This is a genomic window from Amorphoplanes friuliensis DSM 7358, assembly GCF_000494755.1.
GTDB lineage: Bacteria > Actinomycetota > Actinomycetes > Mycobacteriales > Micromonosporaceae > Actinoplanes > Actinoplanes friuliensis.
The window spans coordinates 3,165,984-3,181,593 of sequence record NC_022657.1; the positions used below are offsets into that span (position 1 = coordinate 3,165,984).

Annotated in this window: 15 protein-coding genes; 6 read left to right on the top strand and 9 right to left on the bottom strand. The window is 70.4% G+C overall.

All coding sequences use genetic code 11. The annotated features are described in order from the left end of the window. Positions 1-30: 30 nt before the first annotated feature. Together AFR_RS14790 and AFR_RS14795 are read right to left on the bottom strand one after the other, a co-directional pair. Positions 31-2,700 carry an AAA family ATPase gene (locus AFR_RS14790; protein WP_023361281.1) on the bottom strand — a complete coding sequence of 890 codons (2,670 nt, stop codon included), beginning with the start codon at positions 2,698-2,700 and terminating at the stop codon, positions 31-33. Further along, a complete protein-coding gene (locus AFR_RS14795; RefSeq protein WP_023361282.1) occupies positions 2,697-3,329 on the bottom strand; it encodes a TetR/AcrR family transcriptional regulator in 633 nt (210 codons plus the stop codon). The genes AFR_RS14790 and AFR_RS14795 overlap by 4 nt, the downstream gene beginning before the upstream one ends. Positions 3,330-3,424: 95 nt before the next feature. On the opposite strand from AFR_RS14795, the gene AFR_RS14800 reads away from it, so the two are divergent. Next, a complete protein-coding gene (locus AFR_RS14800; RefSeq protein WP_023361283.1) occupies positions 3,425-5,239 on the top strand; it encodes a multicopper oxidase family protein in 1,815 nt (604 codons plus the stop codon). A 44-nt stretch (positions 5,240-5,283) separates the two neighbouring features. Further along, on the top strand, positions 5,284-6,312 hold the full coding sequence (locus AFR_RS14805) for a medium chain dehydrogenase/reductase family protein (RefSeq protein WP_023361284.1): 1,029 nt from the start codon (positions 5,284-5,286) through the stop codon (positions 6,310-6,312). A gap of 22 nt (positions 6,313-6,334) precedes the next feature. Here AFR_RS14805 and AFR_RS14810 read toward each other — a convergent pair whose 3' ends face one another. Continuing rightward, complete coding sequence (locus AFR_RS14810; protein WP_023361285.1) at positions 6,335-6,739, bottom strand: Rid family hydrolase; 405 nt, start codon at positions 6,737-6,739, stop codon at positions 6,335-6,337. A gap of 132 nt (positions 6,740-6,871) precedes the next feature. Between AFR_RS14810 and AFR_RS14815 the strand changes: the two genes are divergently transcribed. Both AFR_RS14815 and AFR_RS14820 read left to right on the top strand, forming a co-directional pair. Continuing rightward, positions 6,872-7,549 carry an SDR family oxidoreductase gene (locus AFR_RS14815; protein WP_023361286.1) on the top strand — a complete coding sequence of 226 codons (678 nt, stop codon included), beginning with the start codon at positions 6,872-6,874 and terminating at the stop codon, positions 7,547-7,549. Between the two features lie 40 nt (positions 7,550-7,589). Continuing rightward, entirely contained in the window at positions 7,590-8,252 is a 663-nt protein-coding gene (locus tag AFR_RS14820) for a GOLPH3/VPS74 family protein (protein WP_023361287.1), read from the top strand. On the opposite strand, the gene AFR_RS14825 is transcribed toward AFR_RS14820, so the two are convergent. Both AFR_RS14825 and AFR_RS14830 read right to left on the bottom strand, forming a co-directional pair. Next, positions 8,249-9,148: a serine hydrolase gene (locus AFR_RS14825; protein WP_023361288.1), complete on the bottom strand. Its 900-nt coding sequence runs from the start codon at positions 9,146-9,148 to the stop codon at positions 8,249-8,251. The genes AFR_RS14820 and AFR_RS14825 overlap by 4 nt on opposite strands. Beyond that, positions 9,145-10,014, bottom strand: a complete 870-nt coding sequence (locus AFR_RS14830) for a LysR family transcriptional regulator (RefSeq protein ID WP_023361289.1) — start codon at positions 10,012-10,014, stop codon at positions 9,145-9,147. Before AFR_RS14830 ends, AFR_RS14825 begins: the two co-directional genes overlap by 4 nt. An 82-nt stretch (positions 10,015-10,096) precedes the next feature. Here AFR_RS14830 and bla point away from each other — a divergent pair, with 82 nt between their 5' ends. After that, on the top strand, positions 10,097-10,987 hold the full coding sequence (gene bla, locus AFR_RS14835; protein ID WP_041842216.1) for a class A beta-lactamase: 891 nt from the start codon (positions 10,097-10,099) through the stop codon (positions 10,985-10,987). Between the two features lie 12 nt (positions 10,988-10,999). Here the strand turns inward: bla and AFR_RS14840 are convergent, their stop codons facing one another. The 4 genes from AFR_RS14840 to AFR_RS14855 all read right to left on the bottom strand — a co-directional run bounded on the left by AFR_RS14840 (position 11,000) and on the right by AFR_RS14855 (position 13,575). Continuing rightward, positions 11,000-11,590: a dihydrofolate reductase family protein gene (locus tag AFR_RS14840; protein WP_438829940.1), complete on the bottom strand. Its 591-nt coding sequence runs from the start codon at positions 11,588-11,590 to the stop codon at positions 11,000-11,002. A 29-nt stretch (positions 11,591-11,619) separates the two neighbouring features. Further along, positions 11,620-12,099 (bottom strand): SRPBCC family protein, encoded by a 480-nt coding sequence (locus tag AFR_RS14845; protein WP_023361292.1) that lies wholly within the window; start codon positions 12,097-12,099, stop codon positions 11,620-11,622. 3 nt (positions 12,100-12,102) lie between these two features. Next, entirely contained in the window at positions 12,103-12,444 is a 342-nt protein-coding gene (locus tag AFR_RS14850; RefSeq protein WP_023361293.1) for an ArsR/SmtB family transcription factor, read from the bottom strand. A gap of 102 nt (positions 12,445-12,546) precedes the next feature. Beyond that, on the bottom strand, positions 12,547-13,575 hold the full coding sequence (locus AFR_RS14855) for a glycoside hydrolase family 11 protein (RefSeq protein WP_023361294.1): 1,029 nt from the start codon (positions 13,573-13,575) through the stop codon (positions 12,547-12,549). A gap of 492 nt (positions 13,576-14,067) precedes the next feature. Between AFR_RS14855 and AFR_RS14860 the strand changes: the two genes are divergently transcribed. After that, a complete protein-coding gene (locus AFR_RS14860; RefSeq protein WP_041840875.1) occupies positions 14,068-15,558 on the top strand; it encodes a non-reducing end alpha-L-arabinofuranosidase family hydrolase in 1,491 nt (496 codons plus the stop codon). Positions 15,559-15,610: the final 52 nt, after the last annotated feature.

A 15,610-nucleotide genomic window follows, 5' to 3' on the forward strand; every position in this document is an offset into this window, starting at 1 on the left:
AGAGCCCAGCCAGGTTGTGTTGCACCCAGGCTAGCCCTGGGCGGCGCGCAGGTCGGGGTGGTCCCGGAGCTGCCGCCGTGAGGTGAGACCGAGCTTGCGGAAGATGCTGCGCAGGTGGGCGTCAACCGTGCGTTTGCTGATGAAGAGCTGGCTCGCCACCTCGTGGGAGGTGGCGCCCGCGGCGACGAGGCGGGCCACGGCGACCTCCTGCATGGTCAGCCGCTCGTACGGCTGCTCGGAGCGGGAGGTGACCCGTTCGCCGGTGGCGCGCAGCTCGTCGGCGGCGCGCCGGGCGAAGCCCTCGTTCCCGGCCCGGGTCAGCAGCTCGTGGGCGGTGTGCAGGTGGGGGCGGCAGTCGCGGCGGCGGCCCGCACGGCGCAACCATTCGCCGTACAGGAGGTGGGCGCGACCCAGGTAGGGGAGCAGGCGGCCTTCGGCGAGGAGTTCGACGGACTCCCGGAAGTGGTCCTCGACGCCGGTCACGAGCCCTCGCGCGCAAGCGGCGATTCCCCGGCCCGTGGTGGTCCCGGCGGCCTCGGTGCGTTCGGTCAGCGAGGCCAGCGCCTGCCGCGCGGCGGTGTGGTCGCCGCAGCGGACCGCCGCCTCGATGAGCTCCGGCAGTGCCTGTCCCGTGAGGAAGATGTCGTTGTGCTCGATGGCCCGGCGGGCCGCCCGCAGCGCGGCCGGATAGTCGGCCAGCCCGTTGTGCAGCATGGCCGCCGTCGCGTGCAGATTGGTCACCTGCCCCGCCGACGGGGGAGCGGTCAGCTCCAGGAAGTCGTCCCGCCGGCCGCGGTGCGCGGCCAGGTGCAACCGGTGGTAGACCAGCGGAGCCAGTCCGGCGGCGTCGGCGATCGCGGCTTCCCCGGCGGTCGCGGCGATCGCCCGGGCGATGTCACCGGTCATGATGCCCTCGGTGGCCTTCTGCGCGAGGCCGAGCTGGAGCTGCTGGGGCGAGCCCGACTCGCGGCCCTGCTTGACCAGCCAGGCGGCGATGGTGTTGTGCGTCTCCGGCTCCCACAGCTCGACGGCGATCATCGTGGCCAGGGCCGGCCGGCGTACCCACAACGGCTCGGTGTCACCGTGCAGGGCGTGCCGCAGCAGGGGAGCCGCGGCCGGATACCCGGTGGTGACCAGCTCGATCAGCGCGTCCAGCAGGTCCGGGGAGCTCGACGCCGGTGCCGAGGACCGGGCCGCGGCCACGATCCTGCGGATGACACCGCGGCCCCGGCCGACGACCAGGCTCATCTCGAGGGCTTCCACGAAACACTCGCGGGCCCGGGCCGGGTCCACTGTCGACAGCTGCTGCGCGGCCCGTGCCATCAGCATCGGGCCGGCGTCGACATCGTGCCGGGTGAAAGCGGCCCGGCCCCGCAGCAGGTCGGCCCGGGCGCGCCGGTGGTCGTCGAGGGTCGCCGGGTCCAGGGTCGCCAGCAGCTCGACCGCGTTGTCCGCTCGTCCCGCTTCGAAGGTGGCCTGCGCGGCGGCCAGGGTGCGGTCGATCCGGCGTTCCGGGTCGAGGGAGAGCGCCACCGAGCGTTCGAGGAACGCGGCTGCCGCCGCCACACCACCCCGGGCCCGCGCCCGCGACGCGCCCCGCTCGAGTTCGTCGGCGATGGTGTCGTCGGGGCCGGCGCACGCCTGCGCCCGGTGCCAGGCCTGCCGGTCCGGCGCCGCGTCGGGGTCCGTCGCGCGGGCCAGCGCGTCGTGGGCCGTGCGGCGCTCGCTGTCGGAGGCGGCCCGGTAGACCGCCGACCGGGCCAGCGGGTGACAGAACCGGATCCGCGGGCCGAAGTCGGCCAGCCCGGTCCCGGCCGCCTCCGCCCCGGCCACGGTCAGGTCGAGCCCGAGGTGGCGCGCGGCCGTCCAGAGCAGACCCGGATCGCCGGTGGGGTCGGCGCTCGCGACGGTCAGCAGCAGCCGCGCCCGCGGGGACAACCCCGTCAGCCGGGCCCGGTATCCGTGCTCGATCCGGCTCGGCACCGACGACGCCCCGGGCAGCACAAAACCACCGGCCCTGGGCAGCTCGAGCAGCGCCAGCGGACTGCCCTGGGCCTCGGCGACCAGCCGGTCCCGCACCTGATCGTCCAGTGGGAACGGGCTGCGTGTCCTGAGCAGGATCCGGGCGTCCTCGTCGTCGAGGGCGCCGACGGGCAGGGTGGGCAGCTCGCCCAGGTCGTCCGAGCCCGATCCGGGCCGAACGCCGAACAGCATCACGATCGGGTCGGCGGCGAGCCGGCGGGCCAGGAACAGCACCACTCTCGACGACGCGCTGTCCAGCCACTGCGCGTCGTCGACCACGCACAACAGCGGCCGGTCGCGGGCTGCGACGGTCAGCAGACCCAGAGCGGCCATACCGACCTGGTACGGATCGGACGTCCCCACGGCGAGCCCGAACGCCGCCCGCAGAGCGTCACGGTGCCGGTGCGGCAGCTCGGCCAGGTGCTCCAGCATCGGCACACACAGCTGGTGCAGTCCGGCGTACGGCAGCTCCTGTTCGAACTCCGAGCCCGACGCGCGGACGACCCGGAACGCCGTTGCGGCCTGGGCGGCCCGGGCCAGCAGGGCGCTCTTGCCGATGCCCGCCTCGCCTCGCAGGACCAGCGTGCCGCCCCGGCCCGCAGCCGCCGCGCCGGTCAGCTCGTCGAGCCGGCGTATCTCGCCGGTCCGGCCGACGAGCAGGTCGGAGGTCGTGATCATCGCTGGGTCAGCCGGGCCAGCGCGGTGATCATGCGCTCGCCGAGGTCCGCGGGGCCGGGCAGACGATGGCTGACCGCGCGCTGGTGGGCGAATCCGTGCAGGCCGAGCCAGACCGCCACGGCGTCTCCGGCCGGGTCCGTGCTGAGCGAGGTCCCGGTGGCGACGCAGGCGTCGAGAGCCTCGGCCAGCAGGGCCAGGCTCTCGTTGCCCAGGCTGGTCAGGTCCTCGGCCACGATCGAGCTCTCGCCCGGCGTCGGGGTCCACAGGCCGCCGAACATCGTGCGGTACCGCTGCGGCCGGGACTGTGCGAAGTGCAGGTACGCGTGGCAGAGGGCCAGCAGTCGCTCACGCGGGTCGTCCCCGGCGCCGGTCACGGCGGCGCGCAGGGCCAGATGCAGCTCGGCGAAGGCGTCACGCACCACGGCCAGCATGATGGCCGGCTGGTCCGGGAAGTGCCGGTAGATCGACGGCGCCGCGATGCCCGCCCTCCGGGCGATGGACCGCAGCGTCAGCGCCCGTTCGTCGCCGGTCTCGTCGAGCAGGTCCACGGCGGCCCCGACGATCTCGTCGCGCAGGCGTGCACCTTCGCCGCGGGGGTTGCGGGCACGGCCGGTCTCGGTGAGGTTCACGCCGTAACCTTACACACGTAAACTTTCATCCGTAAAGCTCGGTTAGGCAGTCGTTGCCGACGCGAGCGGACCCGTCGCCACCGCACCGTGGTCGGGTGCAAGCAATTCTCATCCTCATCGATCTGACGCTGGCCGTGCTGACGCTGATCGCCGCGCCCGTGGCCGGCATCCGTCGAACCCGCCTCTGGCTCATCTCACTCGCCGCGCTCGCGGCCGGCCGCCTGGCCGTCGCCTGCCTGATGCTGACCGGTGGGCTGCTGCTGGCGGATTCGCGGCTGGCGGTCCAGGTGCCGCTCGCACTCCTGCCCGCGCTGTGGGCGGTCTGGAGGCCCGGCCGGACGGCCGCACACCTCAGTGCAGCCGGCGCGATGCTCTCCGTCTGGTGGCTGCTCGCGCCGTTCGCCCCGCAGGACACCGTGCTGGTGCTTGCCGGCTCGGTGCTGGCCCTGGCGGGCATCGGCGGCCTCTCCGTCGCGGTCGGTCGCTGGCGCGAGTCGCGGTCACGCCTGTCCCGCCTGCCCTGGCTGACCACGGCCTTCCTGCTCGTCCCGGCCGTGACGCTGGTGGTCGCGGGCCAGGCGAACGCGTCCGCGACGGACCACGACCACGGTGGTGCCGGACAGCTGAGCGTCGACCAGCTCGTCGGACCCCGCAATCAGGTGCCCGACGTGCGGACGACGCTGGTGGCGGCCCGGTCGCAGGTGCGGCTCGCCTCCGGGCGCACGGTGGAGGCCCTGACCTTCAACGGCAGTTCCCCCGGCCCCGAGATCCGCGTGAAGAAGGGCCGGCTCATCGAGGTGACACTGGTCAACACCGACGTGGCCGAAGGCGTGACCGTGCACTGGCACGGGGTCGACGTGCCGAACGCGGAGGACGGCGTGCCGGGCGTGACCCAGGACGCGGTGCCGCCGGGCGGGCGCCACGTCTACCGGTTCACCGCGACCCGGGCGGGGACGTTCTGGTACCACACGCACCGCGACGGCCTGCTCAACGTCAAGAAGGGCCTCTACGGTGCGCTGATCGTCGAGGACACGGCGCCGTTCACCGGGACCGAGCGAACGGTGTTCACCCATGCCTGGCCCGGTTCCGGCGGCGACGTCACCGCGTTCGACCGCGACGATCGGCCCGCCCCCGCTCAGCTCCCGGCCGGCCGGAACGTCCTGCTCCGCATGATCAACAGCTCAGAGGAGCCGCAGACCCTCCAGGTACGCGGTACGCCGTTCCAGGTTGCCGCGATCGACGGCAACACCGTCGAGGGCGCCACGCCCCTGCAGCCCGGAACCGAACTGCTGCTCGCCGCCGGTGGGCGTTACGACCTCAGCTTCACGATGCCCGCGGGCCCGGCCACTGTGGCCCTCGCGGGAAGCCCGGACGTCGCACTCACGTTCAGCCCTGACGGCGCAGCGGGCCCGGCACCGGCCGCCGACGGTGGGCAGTTCGACCCCCTGACCTACGGATCCGGTACGCCACCCGCGGCCGCCCCCTACCAGCGGACGTTCGACCTGCGGCTGGACGACGGGTTCGGCTTCAGTCAAGGCCGCCTCTCGTACGTCAGCAGTCTCATCAACGGCCGGCTGTACCCGGCGGTGCCGTCTCTGGAGGTCGAGCGGGGAGACCGCGTCAGGGTGCGCCTCGCCAGCCGCAGCCTGATCAATCACCCGTTCCACCTGCACGGTCACCGGGTCCGCGTGCTGTCCCGCAACGGTGTCCCCGCCACCGGCAGTCCATGGTGGACCGACACGCTCAACGTCGGCAGCGGTGAGCTCTACGAGATCGAGTTCATCGCCGACAACCCCGGCATCTGGATGGACCACTGCCACAACTTCCAGCACGGCGCGAACGGCATGATCATGCACCTCGCGTACCGGAGCGTCAGCACGCCGTACTCGTCGGACCACGCACCCGAGTGACCACCGACCACCCCCGCCCGACACCCCTCTCGAAGGAACGAACCATGACGACCCTCGCGACCGAAATTGTCCTTCCCGGCATCGTGGAACCGGGCGGTCTGCAGGTCCGCGCCCGCGAACTGCCGCCGCCGGGACCGGGCCAGGTGCTGCTGCGGGTGGACGCCACCGGTGTGTCGTTCGCGGAGCAGCAGATGCGGCTCGGCCGGTACTTCGGTCAGCCGCCGTTCCCCTTCGTGCCCGGCTACGACGCGGTGGGCACGGTCACCGCCCTCGGACCGGACGTGGACAGCGCCCTGCTCGACCACCGGTACGCCGTGGTCACCAAGGTCGGCGGCTGGGCCAGTCACCTCGTCGTCGACGCCGCCGACCTCATGGCGGTGCCGGACGGTGTCGACGCCGCCGCGGCCGAGACACTCGTGGTCAACGGCGTCACCGCGTACCAGATGCTGTTCCGGGTGGCGAAGGTCGAGGCGGGCGGGACGATCGTGGTGCTGGGCGCCAACGGCGGTGTCGGCTCGGCACTGGTGCAACTGGCCCGGCACGCCGGCATCAAGGTCATCGGCACGGCCTCGGCCCGGCACCACGAACTGCTGAACAAACTCGGCGCGATCCCGGTCGACTACCGCGACCCGGACCTCTACCGCCGGATCCGGGCGCTTGCACCGTCCGGCGTGGACGCCGTCTTCGACCACGTCGGAGGCGAGGGCCTGAAGCAGTCCTGGCACCTGGTCCGCAAGGGCGGAACGCTGGTCTCCTACGGCATCGCCGGTTTGAAGGACGAGTCCGGCTCGCCGCAGGTCGCGTACCTGAGCCTGTTCTCGCAACTGTGGATGTGGCATCTCTCCCCGAACAACCGCAGCGCACGCTTCTACAACTTCTGGGCGGGCGAACGGCAGAAGGCGAAGTTCCGCGGACGCTTGCGCGAGGACCTCACCGCGGTGTTCGCGCTGCTCGCCCAAGGTGGGATCACCCCGCAGATCGCCGCGACCTTTCCCCTGAGCCGGGCCGCCGAGGCGCTCGCCCTCGCCGAATCCGGCACCGTGGCCGGGAAGGTCATCCTGACCCGGGACTGACGGCCCCGGCCGGACCTCGACGTCAGATCACCGCGGCGACCCGGATCTCGATGCGCATGGCCGGGTCGCCCAGGGCGGCCACACCGAGCTCGGTCCAGATGGGGGCGCGATCGCCCATGCGCTGGGCGAACTGTTCCACCATGATCCGGTTGTGGGACTCGAAATCGGCGGCGCCGAGGACGTGGAACGAGTCCACCGAGATGACGTCGGCCCAGGTGGCACCGGCCTGGGCCAGGGTCCGGGCAACGTTGCCGAAGGCCTGCACGATCTCCGCCTCGAGATCCGCGGGGAACTCGAAGCTGTCGCTCCACCCGCCCTGGCCGGAGATCTCGACGCGGTTGCCGACCCGCACCGCCTGGCTGTAGTGGCGGCCCGCCAGCATCGTTTCGCCGTATCCGGGCGTGACAAAAAACTCCGGTTCGCTCATGACTGATCTTCCTTCTGTCGAGCCGCCTGTCACCTCCATCCGACACCGTGTTCCTGCCACAGGGTCAACCCGCCTGTGACGGCGCTCGCAAGACTTGCCTCTGACGTCAACGGCAGGTTCTAGCGTCGGGGCATGCAGATCTCCGGAGCAGTCGCGCTGGTCACCGGCGCCAATCGTGGACTCGGCAAGCACTTCGCCGAGCAACTTCTCTCCCGCGGCGCGAAGGTTTACGCGACCGCCCGCCGGCCCGAACTCGTCGACCTGCCCGGCGCCACGGTCCTGCGGCTCGACATCACCGACCCTGAGTCGATCACCGCCGCCGCGGCGGCCGCGCCCGACGTCACGATGCTGGTCAACAACGCCGGAATCGACACGGCGACCGGTCTGGTCACCGGCGATCTCGACCGAATCAGGCTCGAACTCGACACGCACTTCTGGGGCACGCTGGGCATGATCCGTGCCTTTGCGCCACAACTCGCCGGTGGGGCGATCCTCAACGTGCTCTCCGCGATGTCGTGGTTCAACTACCCGGGCCATACCGCGTACGGGGTGGCCAAGGCCGCGCAGTGGAACCTGACCAACGGCGTGCGGCTGGAACTCGCCGAGCAGAAGACGCTGGTCACCGCCCTGCACCTCGGAGCCGCCGACACCGACCTGAGCGACTACGACGGTCCGAAGGGCGACCCGGCCGTGCTGGTACGGGCCGCGCTGGACGGTCTCGAACAGGACCGCATCGAGGTGGTCGCCGACGAGTGGACCGCCCACGTCAAGGCCGCACTGGCGGGCGACCCGGGTGACTTCTACCGGTAACGGTTGACCGTGTGGCGGGAACATGGTTTCTGCTGGAGCCATGAACACTGTGGCCGAGGACCTGCTCCTGCTGCTGTTCCAGCCGGACTCCGGAACCATCGCCGGCGAGAACACGCTCTTCTACGTCCTCGGCGGGGCGGTGCTCGCCGACCTCGCGCTGGGCGAGCACGTGCGAACGGCCCCCGGCCGGATGGGATCGGTCCAGGTGGAGGCGGTCGAGGAGCACCCGCCGGCGGACCCCGTCCTGCGGTCCGCGTGGGACTACGTCGCCGAGAAGCCCCGGAGCGTCCAGACCGTGCTCGCGGCGATCGGGCCACCCCTGCGCGCCCCGCTGCTCGACAGGCTCGTCGATCAGGGTCACCTCCGCCGTACCAGCCGCAAGGTGCTCGGGCTGGTGACCGTGCAGAAGCTGGCCGACGGTGGGACGGGACACCGGGATCGGCTGCTCGCCGACGTCCGGGCGGCGCTGGTCGACGGTGTCGAGCCGGAGCCGCGCGTCGCCGCCCTCGCGGCTCTGCTGTCGGGCAGCGGGACACTTCCGCAGTTCGACCCCGGCATCCCCTGGAGCACGCCGGTCATCCAGCGCGCCAAGGAACTCGAGCAGGGCAACTGGGGTGCCGGCGCCGCGTCCGAGGCGGTCACCCGTACCGTCACGGCCACCATCGTCAACAGCGTCGTCGTCGCGGCAGCGGTCCGTCCCTAAGCCCGCAGGTAGTCGTGGAGGGCGCGCGCCGTCTCTCCGATCACGGCCTCGGCCGCAGGCTGGACGGCGGCCGGTACGCGGGACTCGGTCAGCGCCGCGACGGCGAACATCCCGCCGTCCTCGTGCTCGACGACCCCCACCTCGTGCCGGAAGTTGAGCAGGGTGCCGGTCTTCGACGACCAGGCCGAGGAGTCCGAGGTGAAGTCGGGGGCCAGGCGGTGCCGGACGACGTTGCCGGCCATCAGCGACCGGACCCGTGCGGCGACCCCGGCCGGGATCCGTGCCGGTGTCCACAGGGCCTCGAGCAGGTCGGCGAAGGCGCGGGCGGTGCCGGAGTTGGCCCGGCTGACGTCCAGCTGCGGCACCGCGTTCCCGCGTCCCGGGGTCTGCGCGCCGATGGCCAGCGAGTGCGCGAGGTGCACGTCCTCGGGCTCGAAACGCTCCGCGGGTGTCTCGGCGAGTTCGCGCAGCCGGTGCCGGACGGTGATCCCGGAGATGCCCGCCTCGCGGACGGCCCGGTGCACCTCCTCCGGGGGAACGAGGTCGAACAGCGCGTCGGCGGCGGTGTTGTCGCTGACGGCGGTGCTGAGATAGAGCAGGTCGTCCACGGCGATCCGGGCGGGATGACGGAACTTCGTCAGCCCCATCGGACCGGCGGACTCGACCCGGCCCGGTTCGACGTCGATCATCGTGGCGCCGTCGAGGCGGCCGTCCTCGACACGGTCGAGCACGGCCACCGCCAGGGGCACCTTCACCAGTGACGCGACCGGGTGGACGAGGTCGGGCTCGATGCCGATCTCGGCACCGCTCCTGAGGTCCCGGACGAGGAACGAGCCGGCCAGCCCGGCCGCGGTCAGTCGCCGTCGCAGGTCCCGGACGAGCCGTTCGGCACTCATCCTCGCGCCGCCAGACACCGGCCGACTTGCGAGGCCAGCTCGCCGCGGAGCCGGTCGGCGTCACCACCGGCCGGGGCGGCCACCTCGTAACCCCGGGCGACGGGATCTCCGGCCAGCGGACGCCAGTACAGCTCGAGCTCGTCGGCCTGGGCGGCCGTGCACAGCACCAGATCGTCGGTCCGGACCACCTCGGACACCGCGGCGGTGAGTGTCGGCGCGACCGCGATCTGAGCGGGGGCCAGGGCGGCGCGATGACCCAGACGAACCAGCGTGTCCCGGATGTGGGCGACGTCGTCCTCGGGCTGGATCCAGATCCGCCGGGACGACCGCGCGGAACGGCGTGGCCTGAGCGAGTCGATGTGCAGCACCGCCGGGCCGGTGTCGCGGGCCGAGGCTGCACCCAGGGGCGCCACCCAGGTTGCCGCGTCGGGCGGGACGGCGAGGACCGCCACGCGTACCTCGCCGGATCTGAGCAGCTCCGTGCGAGCCGTCGGCCCGGCCTGCCGGAAGTCCAGGATCGTGCTCTCCTCACGGGCGGCGGCGCCCAGCAGGGCGAGCTGCCGCACGGAACAGGTCTCCGGCATCGCCACGGTGAGCGGCCGGAGCCTGGCCCTCGCCACGTCCTCGTCCAGCGCATCGGCCAGTTGCACCAGCCTCTTGGCCGCCGGCAGCAGGTCACGCCCGAACGTGGTCAGCACAGCACGCCGGGCGGCCCGGTCGAAGAGCCGCTCACCGAACCGCTTCTCCAGCGCCGCGACCCTCCGGCTGGCCACCGGCTGAGGCACGCCGGCGGCCGCGGCGCCGAGCGTGAAGCTGGCCCGTTCACCGACGTGCACGAACACCCGGCAGGCCCCGATCAGATCCACCACCCCATCGTATGCACAAAGCGCATGGATCCTGCGGTTGGTGTCTTTGACTGTATGGATCGCGGTCCGCATGCTCGAAGGCATGATTCGTTCTGCCGTCGCTGCTCTCGCGCTAGTCCTGCTGACCGGATGTGGTGTCCGGGCGGTGGAAACACCCGCACCGCCGAGCGTCGTGTCCGTGTCGCCGTCGGCCACCGGCACCCGCCAGTTCCGTGACCTCGAACGCCGGTTCGACGCGCGTCTGGGTGTCCACGCGGTCGACACGGGAACCGGGCGCACGGTCGGCCATCGCGCGGACGAGCCCTTCGCCCACGCGTCGACCTTCAAGGCGCTGCTGGCCGCCGTGCTGCTGCGCCGCCTGCCCGACGCCGGCCTGCGACAGCTCGTCCGCTACACCGAAGCGGACCTGCTGGAATGGGCGCCCGTCACCTCGAAGCACGTGGCCACCGGGATGACGGTCGAGGCGCTGCTCGCCGCGGCCGTGCAGTACAGCGACAACACCGCCGCCAACCTCCTGCTGGACAAGGTCGACGGCCCGAAGGGTCTGGAGCGTGAGCTGCGCCGGATCGGTGACACCACCACCGACGTCAGCCGCACCGAACCGTCCCTCAACGAGGCCACTCCGGGCGACCGGCGGGACACGAGCACACCCCGGGCGCTCGGCACCGACCTGCGCGAGTTTGTCCTCGGTGACACCTTGCCCGGGCCCCGGCGGCAGAAGCTGACGGACCTGCTGCTCGGTAACACGACCGGTGACACCTGCATCCGGGCCGGCGTGCCCGCCGGCTGGAAGGTCGGTGACAAGACCGGTAGCGCCGAGTACGGCACCCGCAACGACATCGCGGTCGTCTGGCCACCCACCGGCAGCCCCCTGGTCATCGCTGTCCAGTCGGACCGCGGGGTGCCGGACGCCACCACCGACGATGCCCTGATCGCCGAGGCGACGAGGGTCGCCGTCGCCGCACTGTCCTGAGGTGACACGCACCTACCGGGGACGTACGGCGTACGTCAGGTGGGTGACGCGCGGCGAGGACTCCGAGCGGATCTGCTCCAGGGCGACCCTGGACGCGTCTACGCCGTCGAACAGGCGGATGCCGGAGCCGAACAGCATGGGCGACACGGCGATCGAGAACTCGTCGACCAGTCCGGCGTTCACGTACTGGAGGATCGTCGTGCCGCCACCCGCGATGCGGACGTCGCGGTCGCCGGCGGCCTCGCGGGCCCGGTCGAGAGCAGCCTCGATGCCGTCGGTGACGAAGTGGAACGTGGTCCCGCCGGCCCGCTCCCACGGGTCACGCTTCTCGTGGGTGACGACGAAGACCGGCGTGTGGAACGGGGCGTCCTCCGGCCAGGCCTGCTCACCGGCGTCGAACATGCGCTTGCCCATGACGCTCACGCCGGTGCGCTCGAAGGTCTGCCGCAGGATGTCGTTGTCGAGGCCCTCCTCGCCGCCCTCGCCGAAGTGCAGGTTCTCCCGGAAGAACCGCTGCGGGAAGACCCACGCCTGCAGCTCCCGCCACTGCGGGCCCATCAGCTCGTCCGGAGACCCGGGCGCGACGAACCCGTCCAGCGACATCGTCACGCTGAAGAACACCCGGCCGGCCATCAGTTCTGCGCTCCCGCGCCGGTGAGCCCGGTGACGTAGGCCGCCAGGTTGTTCAGGGTCTGCCGGCCGCCCTCGATCGCGTGGTACTTCTCGACCGCGGTGTCGCGCAGTTCCTTGGTGGGGAACACGGTGCGCATCATGAGCCGGGTCGCCGTACCGTCGGCCTCGAAGGTCAGGACCGACTCGAAGGCGTTCGGGTCGTCGCGGGACTCACCGTGCAGCAGCGCGATCCGCTCCGGTGCGGTGATCTCGGTCCAGGTGATCCACTCGGGGTAGTCCGTGCCGTCCGGTCCGTGCATCACGAAGTCCCACTCGCCGCCGTGACGGAACTCGAACGACCGCGTGGTGGTGGTGAACCCCTCCGGCCCCCACCATTGCGACAGGTGCCGCACCTCGGTGAAGGCCTCGAACACCAGCTCCCGGGGTGCGTCGATGACCCGGGAGACCACGATCTCGCGGTCCTGCTCTGTCTCCGCCATGCGTCATTCCTCCATGCGTGTCTGCTTGAGGTCCTGCACGTAGCTGTCCAGCCGGTCGAAGCTCCCGGTCCAGAACTCCTCGAACCCGCCGACCCACTCGTGGATCGGCCGCAGCCCGCGGGCGTCCAGGCCGTAGAGGCGCTGCCGCCCCGCACCGCGGACCCGCACCAGGCCCACCTCTCGGAGCACCCGCAGGTGCTTCGAAGCGCCCGGCAGGCTCATGCCCAGCTGCTGGGCCAGGTCGGTCACCGGGCGATCGCCCGCCCGCAGCAGCGTCAGGATGTCCCGGCGCTGAGGTTCGGCGATCGCGTTGAACGCGTCCGACGTCGTTGCTGCTCGTGCCATGACCACCACCATATTTTCCCATATGGGAAAACGTCAAGCCGGTGGGCACACGCAGGAGGGGCCGGGATCATCCCGGCCCCTCCTGTCGGAACGTCGTGCGGGTCAGCCTGCGCGGCAGGAGACCGTGGGCCAGGTGGAGCTGCCGTTCTTCATGATCGTCACACCGAAGTTGTTGCCGCTGCCGTTCGGCCTGGCGGTCATCACCTGACCACTGGAGTCCCAGGTGGCGGTGGTGTTCCACGTCGAGCTGATCTTCTGGGGGGAGGGGACGTTCATCGTCACGATCCAGTTGCTGGTCCCGCCGACCGCGACGTTGAGGTTGTAGCGGTCGCTCCAGCTGTCCCCGGCCGAGAGGGTCGCGGTGCAGCCGCCACCAGGGTTGGTCGGGCCGGGGGAGGTGGGCGGCGTGGTGGTGCCGCCACCGGCGCCCTCGCTGACCGTGATGGTCGAGCTGGCGTTGCTCTGGTACCCCTCGGTCGCCATGATCTGGTAGTCGTGGGTACCGAGGGTCAGACCGGCCCGGGACCAGGCGTTGAAGTGGTTCGCGGTCGTGATCGTGCCGCTGGTCCGGTGCTGCTGGCGGACGCTCCAGTACTGGTAGAACGTCGCGTTGCCGATGATGGACGGCTGGTTGACCCGCTGCGTGCGGTAGAGGTCGTAGGTGCTGCCGTCGGTCGTCACCGTGCCCAGCCGCGTCGTACCGGAGCTGGGGTTGTAGTTGCCGTAGTCCTCCACGACGTAATACTCGATCAGCGGGTTGGTGGTCCAGCCGTAGAGCGCCAGGTAGCCGTTGCCGTTGGGGTTGAAGCTGCCGGAGTAGTTGACGGTGCGGCTGGAGCCGGGCTTCCAGCCCTTGCCGCCGACGAAGTTGTTGATGCCGCTCATCTGGACGCTGTAGTTGCCGCCGGCGCCGAGCTTCATCGTGACGTTGCCGCTGTCCTTCCAGTACGAGAAGAAGTAGCCGTTGTGGTACCCCGTCAGGTTCGAGGTGAGGGTCCGGTCCGCCTCGGCCTGGGCGACTCCGGCCACGGTCACCGAGGCGACCGCCAGCACGGCGGCGCAGACGGCACTGACGAGCAGTCTGATGCGATTGCGCTTGGTGCGCTTCGGACGGGGGGAGATCTCGTGCATGTGATTCCTCCTCGATGAGGCCGGCGGAGATCAAAAGCGCGACACCGCCGGAGTCGAGCGCACGGTGACCCGGTGGACGGTCACCGTGCTGGTGCGACGTATCGCGCGACGTTGACGCCTGTCGATGGAAAAGTATTGGCGCGGCCCGGAAGGCTTGTCAATATGTTCCGGTAATCTTCCGGAAACCCTGTGAACCCGCCAGGTGGTGCTGATCTCAGCTTGTTGCCGCTCTCCAGCACCTTCATCGTTCGCTCGCGCCGGTCGTCGGCGGTGATGAACAGCCGAAAGTTTCGGTAGCTCAGAAACATCTGCGAAAAGACGGGAAAAGCTGTTACGCCGGCCTTTCAAAGGGAGTCGACATCGATTCTTGTTGAGCCGGCGGAAACCTTCTGGCAACATTGCGATCCTTGAATGCCTGTCCCTGGACCGCTTTCAACGGTGAGTTGTTAACGCTCACAATCCCATTCCATCCTTTTCCCCCGGAGGACCCACGTGACAACATCTCCCCAGAGGCGCCGCCGATGGCTGGCGGCTGCAACCACAGCGCTGGCGACGCTGTCCGTCGGACTGATCGCGGTCGTGAACGCCCCCGCGGCCTCGGCGGCGACCATCGACACCAGCGCGTCGTACGTCCTGGTCAACCGCAACAGCGGTAAGGCGCTCGACGTGTACAACCTGGCGACGACCGACGGCGCGCGGATCACCCAGTGGTCGCGTAACGACGGCGTTCAGCAGCAGTGGCAGTTCGTCGATTCCGGTGGCGGCTACTACCGCCTGAAATCCCGTCTGTCCGGCAAGGTGCTGGACGTCTACAACCTGTCCACCGCCGACGGTGGCGCCATCGTCCAGTGGACCGACAACAACACCACCAACCAGCAGTTCAGCATCCAGGACATCGACGGGTACATCCAGCTGATCAACCGCAACAGCGGCAAGGCCGTCGAGGTGCAGGGCGCATCCACCGCCGACGGCGGCAACGTCGTCCAGTACAGCGACTGGAACGGCACCAACCAGCAGTGGCAGCTCGTGCGTGTCGGCGGCTCCAACCCGACCACACCGCCACCGAGCGGCTCATGCACGCTTCCGTCGTCGTACCGGTGGAGCTCGACGGGACCGCTGGCCAACCCGAGGTCGGGCTGGGTGTCACTGAAGGACTTCACCGTCGCGCCGTACAACGGCAAGCAGCTCGTCTACGCCACCACCCACGACAACGGTTCGACGTGGGGCTCGATGAACTTCAGCCTCATCACGAACTGGTCGGACCTGGCCTCGGCCAGCCAGAACGCCATGAACTCGGCCACGGTGGCGCCGTCGCTGTTCTACTTCGCGCCGCGCAGCATCTGGGTCCTGACCTACCAGTGGGGCCCGACGGCATTCTCCTACCGCACCAGCAGTGACCCGACGAACCCCAATGGCTGGTCAGCTGCCCAACCTCTGTTCACCGGCTCGATCACCGGGTCCGGGACCGGGCCGATCGACCAGACGATCATCGGTGACAGCCAGAACATGTACCTGTTCTTCGCCGGTGACAACGGCAAGATCTACCGGGCCAGCATGCCCATCGGGAACTTCCCCGGCAACTTCGGCTCGAGCTACACCACGATCATGAGTGACACCACCAACAACCTGTTCGAAGCACCCCAGGTCTACAAGGTCGCCGGTCAGAACCAGTACCTGATGATCGTCGAGGCGATCGGCAGTCAGGGACGGTACTTCCGGTCGTTCACCGCGACCAGTCTCAACGGTTCGTGGACACCGCAGGCGGCGACCGAGAGCAACCCGTTCGCGGGTAAGGCCAACAGTGGTGCGACGTGGACCAACGACATCAGCCACGGCGAACTGCTGCGTACCAGCGCGGACCAGACCATGACCGTCGATCCGTGCAACCTGCAACTGCTCTACCAAGGCCGTAACCCCAACTCCAACGGCGTCGACTACGGCCTGCTGCCGTACCGGCCCGGACTGCTCACCCGCCAGCGCTGACGCACCATCCCGGGCGGGCCCGGCACAGAGCCGGGCCTGCCCGGGCCAGTTC